This window comes from Vibrio sp. 10N.222.49.C9, assembly GCF_041474985.1.
GTDB classification, from domain to species: domain Bacteria; phylum Pseudomonadota; class Gammaproteobacteria; order Enterobacterales; family Vibrionaceae; genus Vibrio; species Vibrio crassostreae_C.
In genome coordinates, this window is record NZ_JBFRVD010001324.1 from 1 (window position 1) to 321 (window position 321).

At 48.0% G+C, this 321-nt stretch carries 1 protein-coding gene; it reads left to right on the top strand.

Annotation, left to right across the window (positions count from 1 at the left end):
* The coding region (gene menC, locus AB4585_RS28120; RefSeq protein ID WP_372172054.1) for an o-succinylbenzoate synthase at positions 1–321 on the top strand (321 nt) is incomplete at both ends.

Sequence of the window (321 nt, forward strand, 5' to 3'; positions counted from 1 at the left end):
ATTATGCAATGGTGACCCTGACGACTTGATCCCAGCGCTTGATGCGATGCAGGGTGACAAGGTGGCTAAGATCAAAGTGGGCCTGTATGAGCCTATTCGTGATGGAATGTTGGTCAGCCTGTTTTTGGAATCGGTGCCTGATTTACAACTTAGGCTTGATGCCAACCGAGCTTGGGATTTGGATAAAGCAAAGTTGTTTGCAAAAAAAATCAAACCATCACAGCGCTCGCGCATTCAGTACATTGAAGAGCCCTGCCGTGCTCCTGGAGATAGCTTAACCTTCGCGATTGAAACCGGCATTGCTATTGGTTGGGATGAGAC